The following is a 14,231-nucleotide window of genomic DNA, read 5'->3' on the forward strand; positions in this document are numbered from 1 at the left end:
GGAGATCGGGCGCAGGTACTGGCGACCGTGCCGCAGGCAAGGGTACTGCGCACGGATCGCATGGATCGCGGCAATGCGGGTAAAGGCCGGACTCTGCTCGTCGAAGCAGTGCTGGCCAGCGGTTCCGAACGGGCCAAAGCCAGGCAGATCCGGGTCCAGGGCAGACTCCAGGCCGGCCCGCCCGCTCCGGAGCGGATGCGCCGGGCCGAACATGGCTTCGCGGAGATAACGATCCGAACCCTTCCACTCCGGCAGCCAGAAACGCTCTGCCGGCTCCGGCCCGGCCAGGCTCTGTTCGGTCCCGTAATAGATGCACGGGATACCCAGCGTGAAGGCCTGCATGGCCACACCGGCGGCGATCTGCTGCGGCGAGGCCGCCTCGCTCGAAAAGCGCAGTTTCTGACCGAACACATGGTCATGGTCGTCGAGGATCGAAACATGCCGGTTGCCGAGATTGCGGTGCGAACCCATCCCCGCGGAACCCGGGTTGAAACCGTTGAAGTAGGCATGCGGGTGCACCAGCCCCTTGGCGACGCCGTTCAGCGTCGGGCGCATCTCGCCAATGTCGAGCGCGGCGTTCAGGTTGCGGTCGAGAACATCGAGATAGCGGTCCTGGCTGTAGTCGCCGCCTGCGACCTCACCGACGAGGAAGAAATCGTCCTTGCCGAGGTTGCTGGCGAATTCCTTGATCGCGCCGCAGAAGTTGCGCGCGTCTTCGAGCGAAACATGCTTCAGCGTATCGATCCGAAAGCCATCGCAGTCGCTCAGCGCAATCCAGTACTTGTAGCACTGCGCCAGGTCAGCCAGCACCGTGTTCTGGTCAAAATCCCGCAGGGTGATGAAATCGCTGCGTTTATGCTCGGCAAACGGGTCGTTGATGTCGCCGGCACCCAGGCTGCCGCTGCCGGCACGCGTGTAGCACTCGGGAGCCTGCAGTTCGCTCGGCCAGGCACCGTCCTCGGGACCGGCGATGGCGCCGACCGTCTGTCCCTGATCGCCGAGCCAGGCACCGAAGGCGTAACGTCCCTGCGTATAGTGGGGCGTCGATGTGCCGCCCGGTGTTCCCTGCGGATAAACCCAGTTGGAACCCGAGTGATTGAAAATGATGTCGAGGATGACTCGCAGTCCCGCCTGATGCGCTTCCGCCACCAGGGCGACCAGATCGGCGCGATTGCCAAAACGCGGGTCGATGTCGAGGAAATCCTGGACACCGTAGCCATGATAGCTGTCGAGGTGCCCGCGCTGCTTGAAAACCGGACTCAGCCACAGCGCCGTCACGCCGAGCCGTTTCAGGTACGCCAGTTGCGAGCGCACCCCCGACAGGGTTCCACCCTGCCAGCGATCGGCACCCGATGCCGCCCAGAGATCCCAGCGCCACGGTTGACCATTGGACTGGGCAGGCCGGGCAGCGGCCAACTGGTGCCGGTCGAGCAAGGGGCGCGTCGCTTCGGCGCCATCGCTGAAACGGTCAACCAGCAAAAAATACAGCACTTGGTCTCGCCAGTCCGTCGGAGAGGGAAAATAAGCCTGCCGGCGTGGCAGTTTGACATTGCGGCGGATACTGTCAGGCCGCGGACGATTGAGTGCCTGGTCGACGAATTGCATGATGTAAGACTCCCTGGACGAAATGAACGAAATCAACGAGACTGATGAGATGAACAAGATCCTAATTAAATAGAATACTTGTCCAGTTTTCAAGAGCGCCTTGACGAGTATGTCGGCAAATCGGGCGCCAGGGTCTGAGCACAATTACACACTATTAAACCCTTTTCAGCACTGCAGCAGCGCGCTAGTATGACGGTTTTGGGGCCAGCGGCCGCGGCTCCTGACTTGTCCCGATGAAAGGATACGTTCTTCTTGAAGCCTACCGATATCGGCGCACCCGACTACTTTCACAAAGTCGTTGATTGCCAGTGGGCATGCCCGGCCCACACGCCCGTTCCCGAGTACATCCGTCTGATCGCTGCTGGTCGCTACAGCGAAGCCTACATGGTCAACTGGGTGTCGAACGTCTTCCCTGGCATCCTCGGTCGCACCTGCGACCGTCCCTGCGAACCCGCATGTCGCCGCAGCCGCGTCGAGGACGAAGCGGCCGATGGGCGCGAACGCAAGGAAGCCGTCGCCATCTGCCGCCTGAAACGCGTCGCCGCCGATTACAAGCAGGATATCCGGTCGCTCTTGCCACGACCGGCCAAAGAGAAGAACGGTCGGCGCATCGCCTGTGTCGGCGGCGGTCCGGCCTCGCTGACGGTGGCGCGCGACCTCGCACCGCTCGGTTACGAGGTGGTGATCTTTGACGGCGACGCTCGCCCCGGCGGCATGATGCGCACCCAGATTCCGAAATTTCGGCTGCCCGAAGCGATCATCGACGAGGAAACGGGCTACGTTCTCGGCCTCGGCGCCGATTTCCGTGCGGGCGAGTACGTCAAATCACTGAAGAACCTGCTTGCCGAAGGCTATGACGCGGTCTTCGTCGGCTCCGGAGCACCACGCGGCCATGATCTCGACATCCCCGGTCGCAAGGCCGCAGCCAAATACATCCATCTCGGCATCGACTGGCTGGCCAGCGTCGCTTTCGGGCATACCACCTCGATCAGCAAGCGTGTCATCGTTCTCGGCGGTGGCAATACGGCGATGGACTGCTGTCGTTCTTCGCGACGACTCGGCGGCGAAGACGTCAAGGTCATCGTCCGCTCGGGTTTCGAGCAAATGAAGGCCAGTTCCTGGGAAAAGGAAGACGCGATGCACGAAGGCATCCCGATCCTCAACAATCTCGTCCCCAAGGCATTTACCCACAACAGCGGCCGCCTTACCGGCGTCACCTTCGAGAAGGTGCGCGCGGTATTCGACGAGCAGGGACGGCGCAGCCTGATCCCGACCGGCGAGCCCGACGCACACTTCGAATGCGACGAGGTGCTGGTGGCCGTCGGTCAGGACAACGCTTTTCCCTGGATCGAGCGCGACATCGGCATCGAGTTCGACAAATGGGGGCTGCCCAAGCTCGACGAACGGACGCTGCAATCGACCCTGCCGAATGTCTTCTTCGGGGGCGATGCCGCCTTCGGCCCGAAGAACATCATCTGGGCAGTCGCGCATGGCCACGAGGCGGCAGTCTCGATCGACCGCATGTTGAATGGCGAAGACCTTGCCGTTCGTCCGGCACCCAAAACCCGTCTCGTGTCGCAGAAAATGGGCATCCACGCCTGGCGCTACGACAATGCGATTTCGGTCGATCGCCGTCTGCGCGTACCGCTGCGCGACATCAGTACGGCACTCAAGAATATCAGGATCGAGGTCGAACTCGGTTTCGACCCGCAACTCGCTGCCAAGGAGGCGCAGCGCTGCCTGAACTGCGACGTGCAGACGGTGTTCACGCCCAAGCTATGCATCGAATGCGATGCCTGCATGGACATCTGCCCGATGGACAGTATCAGCTTCACCGCCAACGGCGAGGAGAACGAGCTGCGACCGCGGCTGCGCGCCCCGGCACTCAACCTGCACCAGGATCTGTACGTGTCGGAAACGCTGAAGACCGGACGGGTGATGGTCAAGGATGAGGATGTCTGCCTGCACTGCGGTCTCTGCGCCGAGCGCTGCCCGACCGGCGCATGGGACATGCAGAAGTTTCTGCTCGAGATGACACATGCCGGCGCCGGCTGTCGCAGTGCCGGTACGCAGACAGCAAGCGCTTAAGGAACGAGAATGCAGAAGATCGAAGCAGTCAATGATTTCGTGGTCAAATTCGCCAACATCAACGGCTCCGGGTCGGCATCGGCGAACGAGCTTTTCGCCCGCGCCATCCTGCGCATGGGCGTGCCGGTCTCGCCACGCAACATCTTTCCGTCGAACATCCAGGGGCTGCCGACCTGGTTCGAAGTGCGCGTCACCGAGCAGGGCTATCTCGGTCGCCGCGGCGGCGTGGACATGATGGTGGCCATGAATCCGCAGACCTGGGACCAGGATGTCCGGGAAATCGACCCCGGCGGCTACCTCTTCTACGACAGCTCGAAACCGCTGCCGCGCGCGAAGTTCCGCGACGACATCCACGTCCTGGGCATGCCGCTCACCGAGATCTGCAATCAGGCCTATAGTGACGCACGCGAACGCCAGTTGTTCAAGAACATCATCTATATCGGCGCGCTGACCACCCTGCTCGACATCGACCCGGCCGAAATCGAGAAGCTCTTCGGCGAACAGTACAAGGGCAAGGAGAAATTGTTCGAATCCAACGTCCAGGCGCTCAAACTCGGCATGGACTACGCACGTTCCAGCCTCAAGCCGATTGCGCTCAAGGTCGAACGCCGCGACGGTGTCGGCAACCGCATCTTCGTCGATGGCAACAGCGCCGCCGCGCTTGGCTGCATCTATGGCGGCGCGACGGTCTGTGCGTGGTATCCGATCACTCCTTCGTCTTCGGTCGCCGAAGCATTTCAGCGCTACGCGCAGAAGCTTCGCATCGACCCGGAGACCGGTGCGCATCGCTACTCGATCGTGCAGGCCGAAGACGAGCTGGCATCGATCGGCATGGTCATCGGCGCCGGCTGGAACGGCGCACGCTCATTCACCACCACTTCCGGTCCCGGCATCTCGCTGATGAGCGAGTTCATCGGGCTGGCCTATTTCGCCGAGATCCCGGCGGTACTGATCAACGTGCAGCGCGGGGGCCCGTCCACCGGCATGCCGACGCGTACCCAGCAGGCCGACATACTGGCCTGCGCTTACGCTTCGCACGGCGATACCCGGCACGTCCTGCTGTTTCCCGAGGACCCCTATGAATGCTTCGAGATGTCGGCGCAGGCACTCGACCTCGCCGAGCGCCTGCAGACACCCATCTTCGTCATGACCGACCTCGACATTGGCATGAACCAGCGACTTTGCAAGCCGTTCGCCTGGGACGACAGCAAAGAATACGACCGCGGCAAGGTGATGACCCGTGAGGCGCTTGACGCCGGCACCGATTTCGGCCGCTACCTCGACGTCGACGGCGACGGCATTCCCTACCGCACCTATCCCGGAACACACCCGACCAGGGGAGGTTACTTCACCCGCGGCACCACCAAGAACGCCTACGCCGGCTACTCGGAAGCCGGCGCCGACTACATCTACAACATGCAGCGGCTACGCCAGAAGTTCGAGACCGCCAAGTCGCTGCTGCCGCTGCCGGTGCTCTGCGCCGCCAGATACCCGGCGCGCTTTGCCGCCCTCTTCTACGGCTCGACCGGCCCGGCCATGCAGGAGGCACTCGACGCACTCGCCGAGCAGGGCATCTACATCAATGCCCTGCGCATCCGCGCCTTCCCGTTCCAGAACGAGATTGCCGACTTCATCGCCTCGCACTCCAAGGTGTTCGTCTTCGAACAGAACTTCGACGGGCAACTGGCGACGCTGCTGGTCAACGAGGCCGGCGTCAACCCGGCCAACCTGATTTCGGTACTGCACTACGACGGCACGCCGATTACCGCTCGCTTCATCACCCAGGAGATCGCCGAGCGCGTTTCGCGCCTGAACGTGCGCCCGCTCCGACACGACATGGTGGCCTGAGATGACCTACCTCGCCAAACCCAAGCTGCACCACCCCTCGCTCGCCAAAAACCGGGTCGGCTACACCCGCCGCGACTACGAAGGCCGGATTTCGACACTCTGCGCCGGTTGCGGCCACGACTCGATCTCGGCCGCCATCATCCAGGCTTGCTGGGAACTCGACATCGAGCCGCACCGCGTTGCCAAGCTCTCGGGAATCGGTTGCTCGTCGAAGACGCCGGATTACTTCCTGGGCAACTCGCACGGTTTCAACACCGTGCATGGACGCATGCCCTCGGTGCTCACCGGCGCCTATCTGGCCAACCGCGACCTGATCTACCTGGGTGTCTCGGGTGACGGCGACTCGGCGTCGATCGGCCTCGGCCAGTTTGCGCACGTCATGCGCCGGGGCGTCAACATGACTTACCTGGTCGAGAACAACGGGGTCTACGGACTGACCAAGGGCCAGTTCTCGGCGACCGCCGACAAGGGCTCAAAGTCGAAGAAGGGGCAGACCAACAACGACGCGCCGATCGACCTGGTCACGCTCGCCCTGGTCATGGGGGCGACCTTCGTCGCGCGCGGCTTCTCCGGCGACAAGACCCAGCTGGTGCCATTGATCCGCGCTGCGCTGGCCCACCAGGGCGCGGCGGTGATCGACATCCTCTCGCCGTGCATCGCCTTCAACAACCATGGCGGCAGCACCAAGAGCTACGACTACGTACGCGAGCACAACGAGGCGGTCAATCGCCTGGACTTCTTCCCGCAGCGCGAAGAGATCACCGCCGAGTACGGCGCCGGCGAAGTGACCGAGGTACGCCAGCACGACGGTTCGGTGGTCCGCCTGCGCAAGCTGCACGCCGACTACGACGCCAGCGACCGGATCCGGGCGATGAGCTACGTTCAGGAACACGCCGCACGTGGCGAGCTGATCACTGGCCTGCTCTACCTCGACAGCGACGCCTGTGACCTGCACCAGGAACTCAATACCGTCCTGTTGCCACTGAATACGCTCGGCGCAGCCGAGCTGTGCCCAGGGTCGGCAGCCTTGGAGAAGATCAACGCCTCGCTGCGCTGAGGCATCCATCAGATCATCTGCGCCAATGCCAACAGGATTGCGGTGGCGACTTCCGCGGCGAGAGACTCATCCGCAAGAGCCGGGATTTCCCTGATCAGCCTGTTCGAAATCTTTGCGCCGTTGTCCCGCACAGATCCGATGATGCGATCGATGTCTCCATCCGGTCCTTCGATGACCTGCTTGACGCGCTCGCGCGAGCCAAAGAGTGTGCAGATAAACCACTTCCTTGCCAGGAAGCGCCGGCCCGGCAACTGCAAGATGCGACGTAACAGATGCCCAATTGCATCTGGTCAGCGGGCGGAACTGCACGTCACCGGATCGGGAGAATGGCAGGTAGCGAACTTGAGCCTGATCGGGTGGGTACCATGCTATGGTCATTGATGTTGCCAGGCTACGACCATGACCGATACTTCCCCGCTTTTTCCCGACGAACCGATGACGCTAGCGAACCCGACGAGCCAGAGTGGAGCAAAGGTCTTGCCACCGAAAGCCGCGGCGCGTGTTCTGATGCCCAACCGCCATCAGCCCGAATGGCGGGCGAGCGACCTGGACTCACACCTCCTGCGCCTTGCTCCGGTAAAACGCCAGGGCGGCCTCAAGGTTCAGCGACTGATCGCCGCGACTTCGGACGCCTTTCGCGCCGAACTCCTGGGTCTTGTATAAGATTCATGCAATCGCCCTGCCGCCAAGCCAACCGGCAGCAAATTATGTGCTGTTCGGACCTATAATGGCCAATTTTTTCGGGTCCGCTCATGTGGTTCAAAAATCTTCATCTCTACCGCCTGCCCAGAAACTGGGCTGCTGACGCTGAGCAACTGGCGGCGCAACTCGGCAAACTGACCCAGCAAGGATGCCACGCCACCGATCCGCGCAGCATCGGCTGGGTCGCGCCACGGGACGGCGGCGCACTCGTCCACTCCGTCAACCAGCAATGGCTGCTCGCCCTCGGGGTCGAGGAAAAACTGCTGCCGGCCTCGATCGTCAAACGCTTCGCCAGCGACAAGGCCAAGGAGATCGAGGAAGCCGAAGGCCGCCGTATCGGTCGTCGCGAGATGCGCGAGATCCAGCAGGAAATGACCCTCGAACTGCTGCCGCGTGCCTTCATCCGCAGCCGCAGCACTTATGGCTGGATCGACCCGATCAACGGCTGGCTGGTCATCGACTCCGCCTCGCCGGCAAAAGCCGAGGAGTTCCTCGAACATCTTCACAAATCGCTTGATGCCTTGCCGGCCAAGGTGCTCAAAGTGACGCAATCACCGTCGGCGGCGATGACCGGCTGGGTGGCCGATGGCGAAGCCCCCGTCGGATTCACCCTCGACCAGGACCTCGAGCTGCGCTCGACCGACAAGGCCAGCGTGCGCTATGTCAATCACACCCTCGAAGGCGAAGAGATCCGCCAGCATATCGCCACCGGCAAGATCGTCACCCGCCTGGCGATGACCTGGAACGACCGCATTTCCTTTGTGCTCAACGACCAGTTACAGATCAAGCGCCTGGTCTTCCTGGACATCCTCAAGGAACAGGCCGAAGGCCAGGGCGAGAACGCTGATGAACGCTTCGACATCGATTTCACCCTGATGACCGGAGAAGTGGTGCAGTTGCTCGATGACCTGGTCACTGCGCTGGGTGGAGAAGTGGCGGCGTAGGCATGTGTTCCCGGCTACATCCCGGCGACTCGGGTCGTCCATCCTTGCTGCGGGGCACTCATGGTCATCGTGCGTACCCGTCTGCACGGCGGCGCTCCACGCACACCTGGCTCTGGCATGCCTGAATCCAGCTATCTCGCCCTGTTGTTGATCGGTCTGCTGGGGGGGACGCACTGTGTCGGCATGTGCGGCGGCATCGTCGGCGCCCTGTCGATGGGTGCCCCTGCAAGCTTTGCCCTGCACCTGGCGTACAACAGCGGACGCATCGTCAGCTATGCCACCGCCGGTGCCATGGCCGGTGCGCTTGGCGAAGCCAGCATGGCCCTGGCCAGTCAATGGCCGGTTCGCACCCTCCTTTATCTGCTCGCCAACGGGATGTTGATCGCGCTGGGTCTCTACCTGATCGGCGTCACCCGGGCACTGGCATTCAGCGAGCGCTGCGGCCAGAAACTGTGGCGACATCTGCAACCGCTGAGCCGCCGCTATCTGCCTGCACGCACCGTGGCGCAGGCCTTTCCGCTCGGTCTGCTGTGGGGTTGGCTGCCCTGCGGCCTAGTCTATAGCGCCCTGGCAACTGCCCTCACCAGCGGTTCTGCGGTGCATGGAGCCGGTTTGATGCTGGCCTTCGGTGTCGGCACCCTGCCCAATCTGCTGCTCGCCGGTCTGCTCGCCGCCCGCCTCCAGGCCTATGCCATGAAACCAGGGGTTCGCCTGGCTTGCGGCCTGCTGATTCTCGGTTTTGGCATCTGGGGACTGCTCGGGGTGCTGGGGTTGGCGCCACAGGTGCTTAATGTGAAAGTCGCGTATGCGACTCAAGAATCTCCCCCCCTCGCGGGGGAGAGAGAGGTTGAGGGAGAGGGAAACGGTCATGACTTTCATGATCGGGGGTGCCTGGAAAAAGTCATGACCGTTCGCAGCGGATGAGCAATTCAGGCCCCGATTCCCGGCAGCCCCTCGACCTGCCGCCGCAGACTCTGGAACTGGCCATCACCGGCATGAGTTGCGCGGCCTGTTCGGCACGGCTGGAAAAAATGCTCAACCGTCTGCCGGGGGTGGACGCGGTGGTCAATCTGGCGACCGAGCGAGCGACGGTTCGTTACCTTCCCGGCGTCGTCGCACCAGCGCTACTGATCGCCACCGTCGAGCGCGCCGGCTTCACTGGCCGTTTGGCCGATAATCGTTCCCAGACTGACGAAAAGGCCAGAAAACGCGCCAGCGAGCGGGCCGAATTGCGTCGTTTCTGGATCTCGGCCGCGTTGACGCTGCCACTGGTCGCGCCAATGCTGGCCATGTTCAACCCTGGCGCAGACGCTCACCAGGATCTCCTGCCCCGCTGGCTGCAACTGCTACTGGCAACACCGGTGCAATTCTGGATCGGCTGGCGTTTTTACGATGGCGCCTGGAAAGCCCTGCGCAGTGGCGGTGCCAATATGGACGTGCTGGTCGCGCTCGGTACCAGCATGGCTTACGGCTTCAGCCTGGTTGTCACCCTGTCGCTCGCTGCCGACCTGCATGTCTATTTCGAGGCCTCGGCGGCGGTGATCACGCTGGTGCTGCTCGGCAAGCTGCTCGAGGCGCGCGCCAAGGCAAAGACCAGCGAGGCCATCGAGGCGCTGATCCGCCTGCAACCGAGAACGGCCCGTGTCGAACGCGACGGACGACTGCTCGACATCGACACCGTCCTGCTGGTACCAGGGGACATCTTCATTGTCCGTCCCGGTGAAAACCTGCCGGTCGACGGCGAGGTGATCGACGGTTCGTCGAACGTCAATGAAGCCATGCTGACCGGCGAGAGCATGCCACTGGTCAAGCGCCGCGGCGACCGCGTCTTTGCGGCCACCGCCAACGGCGAGGGAATGCTGCGTTGCCAGGCCACCGGTGTCGGCGAGCATACCCTGCTCGCCGGAATCATCCGTATGGTGGCCGAGGCGCAGGGGTCGAAAGCGCCGGTGCAGAGACTGGCTGACCGGGTTTCGGCAATTTTCGTCCCGGTCGTCTGCGCCATTGCCCTGCTCACCTTGATTGCCTGGTGGGCTTTCTCCGGTGTATTCAGCAGCGCGCTGGTCAATGCCGTGGCCGTCCTGGTCATTGCCTGCCCCTGCGCCCTCGGGCTGGCCACGCCGACGGCGATCATGGTCGCCAGCGGTCAGGGCGCCGCGGCCGGCATTCTGGTCAGGAATGCCGAGGCGCTCGAGCGTGCCGAGAAGGTCGACGTACTGGCGATCGACAAGACCGGCACCCTGACGCGTGGCGAACCGGTCGTCACCGATCTCGTCCCTTTGGCGACGTCTGCCAAAGAAGCGCTGGCGCTGGCTGCTGGCCTGGAACAGGGATCGGAACATCCGCTGGGACGGGCCATCCTGCAGCACGCACACGCCGCCGGGACGATCTTGCCGGAACTTGACGAGTTTCGGGCGATTCCCGGTCGCGGCGTCGAAGGCCGGGTCGCCGGGCGCTGGCTGCGACTGGCTGCGCCGGACGGCTGCCATGGCCTGGCCTTGCCCGAGGATCTGATCAACACCCTGCAGCGCGCCGGCAAGACCGTCGTGGTTCTGACGGAGAAGCGCAGCCCCCCATGTGCCGAAGACGATGCCTCACTGTCCCTGGCGCTTCTGGCCATCGCCGACCCGCTGCGCGAGACTTCGCGTGCCGCCGTGGATCGTCTCAAGGGCATGGGAATCCGCGTCGTGATGCTGACCGGCGACCATCCCGCAACCGCCACGGCGATTGCCCGGGAGACTGGTATCGATGATTTTCAGGCTGGTATCCTGCCCGCGGACAAGGCTGCAGCGGTCAATGCACTGAAAACCGGCAAGGCGGTGGTGGCGATGGTCGGCGACGGAATCAACGATGCGCCGGCACTGGCGGCTGCCGACGTCAGCTTTGCCATCGGGGCCGGCTCCGATGCGGCCATCGCGGCCGCCGACGTGACGCTGGTGCGCAGCGATCTCAACGGAATCGCCGATGCCATCCTGCTTTCGCGTGCGACGCTACGGAAAATCAGGCAGAATCTGTTCTGCGCATTCCTCTACAATGTGCTTGGCATTCCCCTGGCGGCGCTGGGAATGCTCAGTCCGGTGATCGCAGGCGCCGCCATGGCAATGAGTTCGGTCTCGGTGGTGTCCAACTCGCTGCTCCTCAAACGCTGGCGCGCCGGTGACAAATAGGGCATAGCGCCGGGCTCTCTGATGGGAAAGGTCTGATGGAAAGAATCGTGATTGCAGTAGCCGGGATGAGTTGCCAGGGTTGCGTGCAGAGTGTTACCGCTGCCCTCCAGGCGCTGCCCGGCGTCGAGCAGGTGGAAGTATTCCTCGCTGCGGGGCAGGCCAGCGTCGCCTGTGACCCGGCGCTGGTAAGCGTCACCGAGTTGCGGCAGGCGGTCGAAGAAGCGGGATTCGACGCCAGTTAATGAGAAAGTCGCGTCCGCGACCCACGAATGTTGTCGCGTAGCGATCTTCGCCATCGCTTTTCACACCGCATGCCTGCCCTACCTGGTTAATAACCTGGTTAAAAAAATGTCCAGAAAAAAACCCGCAACCAACAAGGTTGTTGCACCGCAAGTTCCCTCGACCGCAGCGATCAGACTGACGCAGTTCTCGCACGGCGGCGGTTGCGGATGCAAGATCGCTCCCGGCGTACTCGAACAGATCCTCGCCAAGACCTCGTCAGCGATCGTGCCTCGGCAACTGCTGGTCGGTATCGAAACCAGCGATGACGCTGCCGTCTATCAACTCAACGACGAGCAGGCGCTGGTGGCGACCACCGACTTTTTCATGCCGATCGTCGATGATCCCTTCGATTTCGGCTGCATCGCCGCGACCAACGCGCTCTCCGATGTCTATGCCATGGGAGGCGTGCCGCTGCTGGCCCTGGCGATCGTCGGCATGCCGGTCAACCAGTTGCCACTGGCGACCATCAAACGGATTCTCGAAGGCGGTGAGTCGATCTGCACCAAGGCAGGTATTCCGATTGCCGGTGGGCATACCATCGACTCGGTCGAGCCGATCTACGGCCTTGTCGCCATCGGTCTGGTGCATCCGGACAACCTCAAACGCAATTCCGGTGCTCGCCCCGGCGACCAGCTGATTCTCGGCAAGGCACTCGGAGTGGGCTTCTTCAGCGCGGCGCTGAAGAAAGGATTGTTGTCACAGGCCTGCTACACCGCGATGATCGCCGCAACGACCCAGATCAACACGCCGGGCCGCGCGCTCGCCTGCCTGTCCGGCGTGCATGCGATGACCGACGTCACCGGTTTTGGCCTGCTCGGCCACCTGGTTGAAATCTGCAAGGCCTCGGGCGTTTCGGCAAAGATCGATTACACAGCCCTGCCCTTGCTGCCGAATGCGCTTGGTTACGCAGCCAAAGGCTGTATCACCGGCGCTTCCGGGCGCAACTGGGCGAGTTATGGCGAACACGTCAGTCTCCAGAAGAAATCATTCAGCGACCCCGAACAAGCGCTGCTGACCGATCCGCAGACCAGCGGCGGCCTGCTGGTCGCCTGTACGCCCGAAGTGGTCACCGAAGTCCTGGCGATTTTCCTGCAGGAAGGATTCGACCACGCCACGGTGATCGGAGAGATCTGCGAAGGCAAGCCGCAGGTGTCCGTGCTCAAGAGCCAGACCGGCTGAAGCTTGCAGGTGCGAATGAAAGTTTACCGTGAGCGACTCACGAGCCTCCCCCTCTCCACTCCACTCCACTCGCGAGGTCGGGGGGTGATCACGGGCGTTTGCTACAGTAGCTCGAGCACCTTTTCCGGTGGCCGACCGAGCACCGCCCGGTCACCGCGCACGACGATCGGACGCTCGATCAGAATCGGGTACGTTACCATCGCCTGTAGCCATTCGTCGTCGCTCAGAGAGCGTCCGGCGTAGTGCTCCTTGAACACCGCTTCACCGCGACGCACCAGTTCCGATGGCCGCAGGCCGAGTTTTCGCAGAAGATCGCGCAGCTCTTCGTGGCTCGGCGGCGTTTTCAGATAGTCGACGATCTCGGCATCGACCCCCTTTTCGGCGATCAACTGGCAAGCGGCGCGACTCTTCGAACAGCGATTGTTGTGGTAGATGCGGATTGACGCATGGCTCATCGGTTTTCCTCAGGCAAAGGACGATCGCAAATGGTAACGCAGCAGGCAGGCAGCCGGCCTAGCGCCACAGGCTCAGCGGCGGATCGGTGATGATCGCACGCAGGATGTCGCTGCGCGATACGAAACCGACCAGCACCTGCATTTCATTGACAATCGGCACGCCATCGACCTGGTGTTCGAGCATCACCCAGGCGATTCGCCGGATGTCGGTGATCGGGTCGGCGCTGACCACGGGCGTGGTCATCACATCGCTCACCTTCCTTGCCAGCACATCGCGCACGCGCCCGTCTTCGACGTTGACGACGGTCAGCAGGTCGCGCTCACTGACGAGGCCCACCAGCCGGTAAGTCGGGTCGAGCACCGGCGCCTGGTGAATACGGCGTTCGAGCAGTATCCGCCACGCCCGTTCGACGGGATCGTTGCTGGTCACCGAGACGATCTGCCGTTGCATGATCTGATAGGCATGGTACAGCGGACCCCGCTCAGGGTCGCCGCGCAGCATTTCCTTATAAGCGCTCACGGCCTGCGCTGTCGGAGCACTGAAGACGGGTGCCGGCTCGCTCTCGGCAAGGGGTCGAACTGCGGAGCCCCGATGAACCTCGGCGACATCCTTGAGGCCTTCGAATGTACCCCGGTAGATTGGACCACTCAAGCCATAGACCGCAAACACGTTCTCCTCCTCATCCAGCGCAACGGCGCTTCAACAGCAATCCCCGTCCATTATAGCGACTCGCTTACGCCAGACATGCCAGACATGAGACATGCCGGCCGCCGCGAACGGGTGTGAATGAAAGCGTCATTATGATTGGGGGGGCTGGAAAAGTCATGACCGTTAATGTGAAAGTCGCGTCAGCGACTCACGAATCTCCCCTCCCCCTCGCGGGGGAGGGGTCGGGGGAGAGGG

The 14,231-nt window shown here is 62.7% G+C and carries 12 protein-coding genes and 1 pseudogene; 9 read left to right on the forward strand and 4 right to left on the reverse strand.

From position 1 onward, the window contains the following. The coding region (locus V5B39_RS05940; protein WP_332342003.1) for an alpha-amylase family glycosyl hydrolase at window positions 1–1,605 on the reverse strand (1,605 nt) is incomplete at its 3' end. Between the two features lie 252 nt (window positions 1,606–1,857). Here V5B39_RS05940 and V5B39_RS05945 point away from each other — a divergent pair. Genes V5B39_RS05945 through V5B39_RS05955 form a run of 3 tightly spaced genes read left to right on the forward strand, consistent with a single transcriptional unit; the run spans window position 1,858 to window position 6,598 of the window. Further along, window positions 1,858–3,693 (forward strand): FAD-dependent oxidoreductase, encoded by a 1,836-nt coding sequence (locus tag V5B39_RS05945; RefSeq protein WP_332342004.1) that lies wholly within the window; start codon window positions 1,858–1,860, stop codon window positions 3,691–3,693. A gap of 9 nt (window positions 3,694–3,702) precedes the next feature. After that, a complete protein-coding gene (locus V5B39_RS05950; RefSeq protein ID WP_332342005.1) occupies window positions 3,703–5,541 on the forward strand; it encodes a 2-oxoacid:acceptor oxidoreductase subunit alpha in 1,839 nt (612 codons plus the stop codon). Between the two features lies 1 nt (window position 5,542). Then, complete coding sequence (locus tag V5B39_RS05955) at window positions 5,543–6,598, forward strand: 2-oxoacid:ferredoxin oxidoreductase subunit beta (protein ID WP_332342006.1); 1,056 nt, start codon at window positions 5,543–5,545, stop codon at window positions 6,596–6,598. A gap of 8 nt (window positions 6,599–6,606) precedes the next feature. Here V5B39_RS05955 and V5B39_RS05960 read toward each other — a convergent pair whose 3' ends face one another. Then, on the reverse strand, window positions 6,607–6,855 hold the full coding sequence (locus V5B39_RS05960; RefSeq protein ID WP_332342007.1) for a hypothetical protein: 249 nt from the start codon (window positions 6,853–6,855) through the stop codon (window positions 6,607–6,609). 142 nt (window positions 6,856–6,997) lie between these two features. On the opposite strand from V5B39_RS05960, the pseudogene V5B39_RS05965 reads away from it, so the two are divergent. The 6 genes and pseudogenes from V5B39_RS05965 to selD form a co-directional block, all read left to right on the forward strand. Next, window positions 6,998–7,159, forward strand: a pseudogene (locus V5B39_RS05965) (IS5/IS1182 family transposase); the annotation flags it as partial. Between the two features lie 191 nt (window positions 7,160–7,350). Beyond that, window positions 7,351–8,244, forward strand: a complete 894-nt coding sequence (locus V5B39_RS05970; RefSeq protein WP_332342008.1) for a recombination-associated protein RdgC — start codon at window positions 7,351–7,353, stop codon at window positions 8,242–8,244. Between the two features lie 117 nt (window positions 8,245–8,361). Next, window positions 8,362–9,168 carry a sulfite exporter TauE/SafE family protein gene (locus tag V5B39_RS05975; RefSeq protein WP_332342009.1) on the forward strand — a complete coding sequence of 269 codons (807 nt, stop codon included), beginning with the start codon at window positions 8,362–8,364 and terminating at the stop codon, window positions 9,166–9,168. Beyond that, window positions 9,165–11,411, forward strand: coding sequence for a heavy metal translocating P-type ATPase (locus V5B39_RS05980; protein ID WP_332342010.1), 2,247 nt, complete (start codon window positions 9,165–9,167; stop codon window positions 11,409–11,411). The genes V5B39_RS05975 and V5B39_RS05980 overlap by 4 nt, the downstream gene beginning before the upstream one ends. A gap of 35 nt (window positions 11,412–11,446) precedes the next feature. Then, window positions 11,447–11,653 (forward strand): heavy-metal-associated domain-containing protein, encoded by a 207-nt coding sequence (locus V5B39_RS05985; protein WP_332342011.1) that lies wholly within the window; start codon window positions 11,447–11,449, stop codon window positions 11,651–11,653. Window positions 11,654–11,759: 106 nt separating this feature from the next. Beyond that, window positions 11,760–12,872 (forward strand): selenide, water dikinase SelD, encoded by a 1,113-nt coding sequence (gene selD / locus V5B39_RS05990; RefSeq protein ID WP_332342012.1) that lies wholly within the window; start codon window positions 11,760–11,762, stop codon window positions 12,870–12,872. Between the two features lie 101 nt (window positions 12,873–12,973). On the opposite strand, the gene arsC is transcribed toward selD, so the two are convergent. Continuing rightward, complete coding sequence (gene arsC, locus V5B39_RS05995) at window positions 12,974–13,327, reverse strand: arsenate reductase (glutaredoxin) (protein ID WP_332342013.1); 354 nt, start codon at window positions 13,325–13,327, stop codon at window positions 12,974–12,976. 58 nt (window positions 13,328–13,385) lie between these two features. Then, window positions 13,386–13,997, reverse strand: coding sequence for a CBS domain-containing protein (locus V5B39_RS06000; RefSeq protein WP_332342014.1), 612 nt, complete (start codon window positions 13,995–13,997; stop codon window positions 13,386–13,388). Window positions 13,998–14,231 lie beyond the last annotated feature (234 nt).

It is taken from the genome of Accumulibacter sp. (assembly GCF_036625275.1).
Taxonomy (GTDB): domain Bacteria; phylum Pseudomonadota; class Gammaproteobacteria; order Burkholderiales; family Rhodocyclaceae; genus Accumulibacter.